This is a genomic window from Halobacillus sp. BBL2006 (assembly GCF_000786645.1).
Classification (GTDB): Bacteria; Bacillota; Bacilli; order Bacillales; family Halobacillaceae; genus Halobacillus.
In genome coordinates this window covers 1-8,117 of record NZ_JRNX01000091.1, presented here as the reverse complement: position 1 = coordinate 8,117, position 8,117 = coordinate 1, and the positions used below count along the sequence as shown (strand labels likewise).

The following is an 8,117-nucleotide window of genomic DNA, read 5'->3' as shown; positions in this document are numbered from 1 at the left end:
ATATTAACTATGATCACTTAGCAAACAACACACCAGCATTCCGGTCAAAGATTTGCGATAAGTGTTCCTCCGTCACCCCACGCTCTTTCAATTGCGGAAGGATGCGTTTGAACAAATGATCAGGCGACCAATTTTGCATCAGAGGCTGAATCTGTTCTGGAATAACAGGATCTCGTCCCCACCATACATTGACGGTATCATGGGACAAGAACAACTGCTTCTCATACCCTTGCCCTAACAATCCTAAGAGCACCGTCATCCTTGCTTCATCCATCGGTGCTCCGACCATGCCCTGTAATCCGAAGCGATCCATCGCGATGTAAACGCCCTGGTTCAGGGTTTCTAAGTGCTGGGTGATATCCGTCGTCCCACACATGTGCCCGATGACAATTTTAGATGGATCGGCTCCTTGTCCAATTAGAAAAGTTGCTTGCTCCGGCCCCATTGTTCCTTCTTGGGTATGGGTAAGCAGAACGATGCCCGTCTCTTTTTGGGCTCGGCCGGCCGCACGGAAGAACATCTGCTCATATTCGGTAATCTCGCCTTTACTTGAGGCAAGTTTAATAATCCCGGGTTTGATCCCAGTACCTTCGATTCCATTCGTGATTTCTTCCATGAACAGTTCGTAGATTTCCTCTTCCGCAGTGCCGAGCTGTTGGCGGAATTTAAAGTAAGGGGTGGCACCCTCTCCTTCATAATAATAGCCGGTCGCACAAATGATATTCAGTCCTGTTTCTTCCGATACCGCTTTTAATAGATTCACATCTCGTCCGCATTCATTCGGCGTCGGATCGACGACGGTATCGACACCCTGCTCCTGAATCAGCCGTGCAACTTCCACGCCCTGCCGCTTCTTCTCTTCGAAATCGGAAGTCCCTAGGGTCATATCTCCCTGAAAACCAGGATAGCCGAAATAGAAGTGCTCATGAATCAACGTCTTCCCTAGTTGATCAGCTTCTACTGGACCACGTACCGTTTCTACCATTCCCATTACACTACCTCCTACTTGTTCTCTTTCGCAGACTTGATCGCCTTATTCTTTTGATCTCGTATTGTTCTTCTTAAAATCTTACCGACACTAGATTTGGGAAGTTCGGATTCAAACTCAATGACTCGCGGTACCTTATAAGCGGCCATATTGTCTCGGCAATAAGAGATTAACTCTTCTTCTGTCGCCGACTTGCCATCCTTCAGCACAATAACTGCACAGACGGTCTCCCCGCGATATTCATCAGGAACGCCTACAACGACTGCTTCCTGCACAGCCTCATGTTCATAGATCACTTCTTCAACATCCCTTGGATAGATGTTGTAGCCACCCGCAATGATCAAGTCTTTTTTCCGATCAATAATATATAAGTAGCCTTCGTCATCGACACGCCCGATATCTCCGGTATATAGCCAGCCGTCACGGATGGTTCCTCCTGTTTCCTCCGGCATGTTCCAGTACCCTTTCATGATCTGAGGTCCGCGCAGCACGACTTCTCCTGCCTCCCCAACCGGAAGCTCCTCCGTCCCTGTTCCGACATCCACGATCTTATAGTCCGTCGAAGGCACGCCAATTCCTACACTGCCTGGCTTTCTCTCAGCAAATAACGGATTGCAATGAGTAACAGGGGAACTCTCAGATAACCCGTAACCCTCGTAAACTTTCGCCCCTGTTTTCGCCTCAAAGCTTCGCATCAGTTCCTGCGGCATCGGAGCACTCCCGCTGTTACAGACACGGATACTGTCAATGTTGTACTCTTCCGCTTTTGGATGGCTGTTAATCGCAACATACATCGTCGGTACACCTGGGAAAAAGGTCGGTTGTTCCCGCTTAATCGTCTCAAGCACTTCTTCCAATTCAAACCTTGGTAGCATGATATTTTTTGAGCCCGAATAAATGGAAAGATTCATGCCGGACGTCATCCCGAACACATGGAATAGAGGAATTACTGTCAAATACCTTTCTTTTCCCATTTCAACTTCGTCTTTGAAATACTCATTCGTCTGCACCACATTCGCGACAACGTTTCGGTGAGTCAGCATCGCACCCTTCGATCGTCCAGTCGTGCCTCCAGTATATTGAAGGACAGCAAGATCTTCACTTGGATTGATATCAACGGATTTTGGAGGACCTTCCGCAAGCTTCAAAAAGTCCGTAAATTCAATCTCATCGCTTGTCCCTTCAAAATTGCCATCAAACATGACAACAATCACATTTTTAATCGACGTTTGATCTTTCACTTTTTCCAATACCGGTAACAGAGGTCCATAAATAACTATCGTCTCTGCTCCTGAATCGGTTAAAATATGAGCAAGCTCGCGGTCGACAAGCATCGGATTGACTTGAGTGACAACCCCGCCAGCCTTCAAGGTCCCGTAGTAACTGGTGACATAATGCGGACAGTTCGGCAGCATAATCGCAACCCGGTCGCCTTTCTCCACCCCTGCCTTTTGTAAAGAAGACGCAAAAGCGTGGACCTGGTCGTTCAATTGTTTATACGTGATTTCATGACCAAAAAACGATAGCGCCGGGTTTTCAGGAAATCGATCGACGGACTGTTCTAAGACATCGGTTAACGGAATATCAGGAATGTCCACTTCTGCTTGAATACGCTCTGGATAATGCTTTCTCCATACTCGTTCCATGTATTTTTTCCTCCTTAAAATTAAAACGTCAATCCTCCGCCATCGACCATCAGCGTTTCCCCAGTAATGAAGGACGCCTGATCCGAGGCTAAAAATAAAACAGCTTCAGCGACTTCGCTCGGCTGACCGATTCGTCCAAGCGCATTGGCTTTTGAAATAATGCTCCATTTGCGCTCATCTTCTCGCCAATTATCCACAATCGGCGTATCAATTACGCCCGGGCCGACAGCATTAACGCGAATCCCGTAACGGCCGTACTCAAGCGCCGCATTTTTCGTCAACGTCACAAGTCCGCCTTTTGAGGCATTATAAGGACCCGACCGTTTTTTCCCTTTGAAGCCAAGCACACTAGAGGTATTAATGATTACACCTTTGCCTTGGTCCATCATGCGCGGAACCGCATGCTTAATTCCAAAGAACACACCCTTCAGATTAATATCGACAACGGTCTCCCACTCTTCTTCCGTCAATTCATGAAGTTTTTTCTCCTCACCACCGACACCTGCATTGTTGAATAACACATCAATGGAGCCTAGTGTTTTTTCTGTAAATGCGATCGCTTCTTTAACGCTTGATTCTTTTGTAACGTCCAACTCGAAAAACTCAGCCGTACCACCCTGGTCTTTGATTTCAGCTACAACCGTTTCGCCTTTGTCGCGATTCCGATCACTCACGATTACGGCTGCTCCTTCCTCCGCCATCCGAAGTGCTGTCGCGCGACCAATCCCGCCTGCTGCACCGGTAATCAACACATTTTTCCCAGCTAGTCTCAACACATTCCCTCCCATACGCCTTTGGTTACCGCTTTCATTATTTCGCACTTGAATACTGACTGGTTGGTATGTAATCCTCAAAAAAATTTACATTTGTTCCCTATTGTCACTATATATCAATATTTTAGAAAATTCAAACTTTATATGATAGGATACTATCAGTGCTTTCGTCGATTCCCCTTCCAGTTTGAGCGATACCATTCTTCCTTTCGCTAGATAAATAGAGCGGTTTCGACGATTTACTCTCCCCCAGTTCGAACGATATCCACTTAACTTTAGTTGATATTCACTCTCTCCCTTCAAATATCTAGAATTCCACACGCTCTAAACGGGTATAGAAAAAAAGATCTTCTTCAATTGAATGAAAGGAGCTGCCCTACTCATGATGAGCCAAGCTTTGTCTGCGTTAAAAGGGGGATGGCTGTTACTCCGTTTCATAGCTGTCGTATCCTCAAGCGTAGCAACGATCGTATCCACCCTCCTCCCACTGTACTTGTATTACAATGTTTCCATTACACAATTGCTGCCGCTGTTTACTCTGTTAGTCTTTGGTGCCTTCCTCATCCACGGAGTCCTTACCCATATATTAAATGATTACATAGATGACCAGTCTGGGACAGACACCAACAGCCCAGCGATACTGTCAGGAGGCAGCCGTGTCATTCAGAACGGTTTTATTTCTTCAGCAGCGATGTGGAAAATAGGAAAAGGACTGATTCTATCCTTAAGCATAGTCGTCATTGGTCTGCTTTTGTTACAAAACTATAAATTAGCGATTCTATTATCTCTTGGGTTATGGGGGGCGATTTCCTATTCCCTTCCGCCCTTACGTCTCAGTTATCGCCCCTTTATTGGAGAATGGCTGTCTACTTTTCCATCGGTCTTATTTCTCGGACTCGCCGGTGCCTGGTTAACCTTAGATCCCCTCCCGGAATGGGCTTGGCAAAACGCTGTCATCAACGCCTTGTTTTGCATCGCCTGGGTAATGGTTCATCATATCCCGGATATTGAAGCTGATCGGCAAGCGACACCAAGGAAACAAACGAGCGTGGTATGGGCCGTGGATCAATTCGGAAAAGGATTCAGCCGTCTGCCAGCGCTTTTATATTTTGGGCTTACCGGTTTATGTGCCTTATGGTTAGGAATGGATCGGATATGGGCTGCGGGTGGGTTGTTCCTAACAGTGATCGCCTCGATTGTACTGATCGTAAAAATGGATGTCGATGACCATCAGCAAGTTTCTAATTTTGAAAAAGTGATCCTGATTTTAGCAATGATCACAGCGATGTGGTTAGGAATTTTCAGTTGAATGATAAGAAACGAGATTTCGCAGAATCACCGACGAATCTGGTCAATTTGGTAGACTATTTGAATGATTTAATCACTAATAGGAGCGATTCCTATATCCGTATCTTGGCATCAAAAAAGAGATAGTTCTCCGTCACCAGAGCTATCTCTAAATTGAATTATTCCATATTTTGCATCTGCTCAAAGGCTTCCGGATAGTTGATGGTATCGAATACTTCCCCTGTATCCGCATTGACAACTTCAATCGTTACTTGATAATTATCAGGACTCGCTCCATCAAACAGTTGATAAAACAGCCCTGTCATTCCAACCCCCATCGCAGCAAAACCATCGAAGCTATTCTCATAAGCTTCTTGATCCACCTTCATCGTGAATTTTGAAAAAGATTTGTTTGCTTTAATGTCCTTTATCGATGGAAAATCACCGCTCGACTTAATCTCTTCAATCGAACCTGCCATCTGTTTCTCCATCTCCTGCATCATGTCTTTGTGCATCGATTTAGACATTTTGTACGTAATTGTTCCGTCACCATTATTGACGACGTCTTTGATACCTTCTGCTTCAGCTTGTGCTTTGATTTGTTCAAAATCGGTGTTCTGCATTTCGAAAAAGGATTGTGGGATAGTGACTTCGACATTGGTTAAATTTTTATCGACGCTAATGGAGGGCTCTTTTTCTTCATCGGCTTTCGTTTCTTCACTAGACTTACTTCCTTCATCAGACGTTGCTTTCTCTTCTTGCTTGCTCGGTTCCGCACCTTCTGCTTCTGATTCCGATGATTCATTACCACCACATGCAGTTAACACAAACAGGAATGTCACCATGACAAACAGTAATTTTTTCATTACTTTTGCCTCCTCCTCCTCCTTGATTTTAATGCATCCACCTCATACTTATGTTCCTTTAGGAGATTTATTATTATTATCGTACCACATCTTTTTAACTAGAGAGCTAAGAATTCAAAAAGAAGTTGATTTGTTATCATAGAGGGAGAAAAGTGATTTTGATATACATAATGAACGGTAATAAACGCTTGGGGGGAGGCTCGCATATGGGCTTAGCTGTAATTGTCGTGATGATCCTGTCTTTGTGGTCGATCACAAAGACATTAGAAAAACTTTCGAATAAAATCCTGGACAAGCAGGACAAACAAACGGAGTTGCTAGAAGAAATTAAAATCCGCTTAGATAAAAAATCTACGTAGTAATACGGACCAAAAATAGGCTGCCTCTCAAAAAGAGGCAGCCCTTATTTACAAGAACAGTTTCTAATTCCCTGCCCCACGATACTTCGTCACACCAACATTCCAAACCATAAGTGCGATCGCAAAGAACACCCCACCAACGACTGGCGTTAAGAAGGCATAAACATACCAATCCTCTCTGCCTAAGAAATAAGCAGCCGGATAAACACCGACAAAGGCGAACGGGAGAATCCATGTTAAGACGAATCGAATGACATTGTTGTATATATCAACCGGATAACGACCATAGTTTCCGATGTTATACATCATCGGAATAATGCTCGTACGGCTGTCGGACCAGAAGCTAATGCTCGCAAGCAGCACAAAGATGCCGGCATAGACAAAAGCGCCGCCAAGGACCATCACTAGAAACACGAATGGATCATACCAGGTCAAAGAAATACCAAGATTTCTCCCGGCATAAATCATGACCGCAATCCCCGTGACCATCCCAAATAAGGATTCAAGCTCCATCCGCTCTAAAATGATTTGAAATAACGAATGCACCGGCCGAGTCAGGATCCGGTCCATTTCCCCTTTGACAATATAACGTTCATTGAAATCCCAAATATTAAAGAACGCTCCAAAGATCGCAAAGGGGACTAAGAAAAAGCCGTATATAAAGATGATTTCATCCCTTGACCAGCCGCTTAACAGCTGCGTGTGGCCAAAGACGACTAAAATAAAAATCAGGTTCACCGCCTGGAACAAGAGGTCGGACATAATCTCCATAAGCATGTCGACCCTGTAGGTCAGGCGTGTTTTCATATATTGAGAAACATAATGGAAAAAGATTGCTGCGTGCCTCATGCTTTACCCTCCCTGCACAATAAGCTGTCGTTTTGCGGCCACCCACAAGAGCTGAATTGGAACGATTAAGATCAGTGCCCATACCATTTGAAACAAGAGCGCATCCCAAACTTCCGGTCTTGAAAATCCATCTGTAAAAATCATACTAGGAATGTAGCTGATCGCCTGAAACGGTAAATAATCCATCAAGCTTTGCGCCCATCCAGGATAAAAACTGATCGGCAATAGCAATCCTGAAAATAAATCAATGACAACGCGTTTCGCGCGAATTAACCCATCGTTGTTAAAAAAGAAGAACGTTAACACGCCGGTCAGCAAGTTGATTTGTGTGTTGACGATAAAGCTGAAAACGATCGAGATCATAAAAAAGCCCCACGTCGATAAAGCCGCGGAAAAGTTAATCGGAAAGATTAAACTGACAATGATCATTCCCGGTACCGAAAAGAACCCAAGACGAAAGATGCCTTCTCCCAGTCCTTGCATCGTCTTCATCGTTAAATAATGATAAGGGCGGATAAATTCGACGGCTACTTTTCCTTCCTTAATCTCCTGGGCAATTTCGCGGTCAATATTGTTAAAATAGAAAGCCCTGGCCATCCAGGCGACGGCAATATAAGTGGTCATTTGGATGACCGAGAGGCCTTCAATTTCCCCTTTATCCCCGTAAATCGCACTCCATAAGAAGTAATAAGCGCCAATGTTTATGCTGTAGATCAGAATGCCGCTATAATAATTCGTCCGGTAGGCGAGCATCATTAAGAAGCGGATTCGAATCATCTCAATGTATTTGGCCATCAATAACGCCCTCTTCGTAAATATTGCGGATAATTTCTTCGGTAGACACTTCGTGAATTTTAATGTCAGTAATGCGGTGTGCTGCCACCACACGTCCGATAACTTCTGAAATGACGTGTTCTTCGTTTACGACATTAGCGACCCAGACATTTTTCCGTTCTCCTTGTGTCCATTCCGCTTCCAATTCATCCATTAACGGCGCGAGTTCGTTTTTTGTTCGTTCTTCCGCAAACTGAAACTCGATTTGCTTGCCTTCTCCCCAGTTGGAGCGTAGGTTCTTGAGTTTTCCGTCATAAATAATCTGACCTTCGTCAAGCATGATCACCCGTTCGCATAACGCTTCAATATCGGTTAAATCATGGGTGGTCAGCAAGATCGTCGTTTTGTATTTCTCATTGATCTCTTTTAAAAAGTTACGAATCTTAAGCTTTACTAACACATCGAGCCCGATCGTCGGCTCATCTAAAAACAGCAGCGGAGGATTATGAAGCAACGCCGCCGCAAGCTCACAACGCATCCGCTGACCCAGCGAAAGCTTTCGGACCGGCTTGTCC

General features: G+C 44.7%; 9 protein-coding genes. 2 read left to right on the top strand and 7 right to left on the bottom strand.

From position 1 onward, the window contains the following. Positions 1–13 precede the first annotated feature (13 nt). Genes LD39_RS03445 through LD39_RS03435 form a run of 3 tightly spaced genes read right to left on the bottom strand, consistent with a single transcriptional unit; the run spans position 14 to position 3,407 of the window. On the bottom strand, positions 14–991 hold the full coding sequence (locus tag LD39_RS03445; RefSeq protein ID WP_035542930.1) for a phosphotriesterase: 978 nt from the start codon (positions 989–991) through the stop codon (positions 14–16). 11 nt (positions 992–1,002) lie between these two features. Next, positions 1,003–2,634, bottom strand: a complete 1,632-nt coding sequence (locus LD39_RS03440) for a long-chain fatty acid--CoA ligase (protein WP_035542928.1) — start codon at positions 2,632–2,634, stop codon at positions 1,003–1,005. A 20-nt stretch (positions 2,635–2,654) separates the two neighbouring features. Further along, entirely contained in the window at positions 2,655–3,407 is a 753-nt protein-coding gene (locus LD39_RS03435) for an SDR family NAD(P)-dependent oxidoreductase (protein WP_035542927.1), read from the bottom strand. A gap of 382 nt (positions 3,408–3,789) precedes the next feature. On the opposite strand from LD39_RS03435, the gene LD39_RS03430 reads away from it, so the two are divergent. Beyond that, a complete protein-coding gene (locus LD39_RS03430) occupies positions 3,790–4,716 on the top strand; it encodes a prenyltransferase (protein ID WP_035542925.1) in 927 nt (308 codons plus the stop codon). Between the two features lie 157 nt (positions 4,717–4,873). On the opposite strand, the gene LD39_RS03425 is transcribed toward LD39_RS03430, so the two are convergent. Next, positions 4,874–5,560, bottom strand: a complete 687-nt coding sequence (locus tag LD39_RS03425; protein ID WP_035542924.1) for a hypothetical protein — start codon at positions 5,558–5,560, stop codon at positions 4,874–4,876. A gap of 206 nt (positions 5,561–5,766) precedes the next feature. On the opposite strand from LD39_RS03425, the gene LD39_RS22945 reads away from it, so the two are divergent. Further along, positions 5,767–5,919, top strand: a complete 153-nt coding sequence (locus LD39_RS22945; protein ID WP_197061383.1) for a hypothetical protein — start codon at positions 5,767–5,769, stop codon at positions 5,917–5,919. Positions 5,920–5,982: 63 nt separating this feature from the next. Here the strand turns inward: LD39_RS22945 and LD39_RS03420 are convergent, their stop codons facing one another. The 3 genes from LD39_RS03420 to LD39_RS03410 all read right to left on the bottom strand — a co-directional run. Further along, positions 5,983–6,768, bottom strand: coding sequence for an ABC transporter permease (locus LD39_RS03420; protein ID WP_035542922.1), 786 nt, complete (start codon positions 6,766–6,768; stop codon positions 5,983–5,985). A gap of 3 nt (positions 6,769–6,771) precedes the next feature. Beyond that, positions 6,772–7,563 carry an ABC-2 family transporter protein gene (locus LD39_RS03415; RefSeq protein WP_035542921.1) on the bottom strand — a complete coding sequence of 264 codons (792 nt, stop codon included), beginning with the start codon at positions 7,561–7,563 and terminating at the stop codon, positions 6,772–6,774. Continuing rightward, the coding region (locus LD39_RS03410) for an ATP-binding cassette domain-containing protein (protein ID WP_035542919.1) at positions 7,547–8,117 on the bottom strand (571 nt) is incomplete at its 5' end. The genes LD39_RS03410 and LD39_RS03415, both read right to left, overlap by 17 nt.

Coding starts and splice junctions, on each gene's coding strand:
- LD39_RS03445 (WP_035542930.1), bottom strand. CDS start 991: ATGGGAATGGTAGAAACGGTACGTGGTCCAGTAGAAGCTGATCAACTA.
- LD39_RS22945 (WP_197061383.1), top strand. CDS start 5,767: ATGGGCTTAGCTGTAATTGTCGTGATGATCCTGTCTTTGTGGTCGATC.
- LD39_RS03440 (WP_035542928.1), bottom strand. CDS start 2,634: ATGGAACGAGTATGGAGAAAGCATTATCCAGAGCGTATTCAAGCAGAA.
- LD39_RS03430 (WP_035542925.1), top strand. CDS start 3,790: ATGATGAGCCAAGCTTTGTCTGCGTTAAAAGGGGGATGGCTGTTACTC.
- LD39_RS03425 (WP_035542924.1), bottom strand. CDS start 5,560: ATGAAAAAATTACTGTTTGTCATGGTGACATTCCTGTTTGTGTTAACT.
- LD39_RS03420 (WP_035542922.1), bottom strand. CDS start 6,768: ATGAGGCACGCAGCAATCTTTTTCCATTATGTTTCTCAATATATGAAA.
- LD39_RS03415 (WP_035542921.1), bottom strand. CDS start 7,563: ATGGCCAAATACATTGAGATGATTCGAATCCGCTTCTTAATGATGCTC.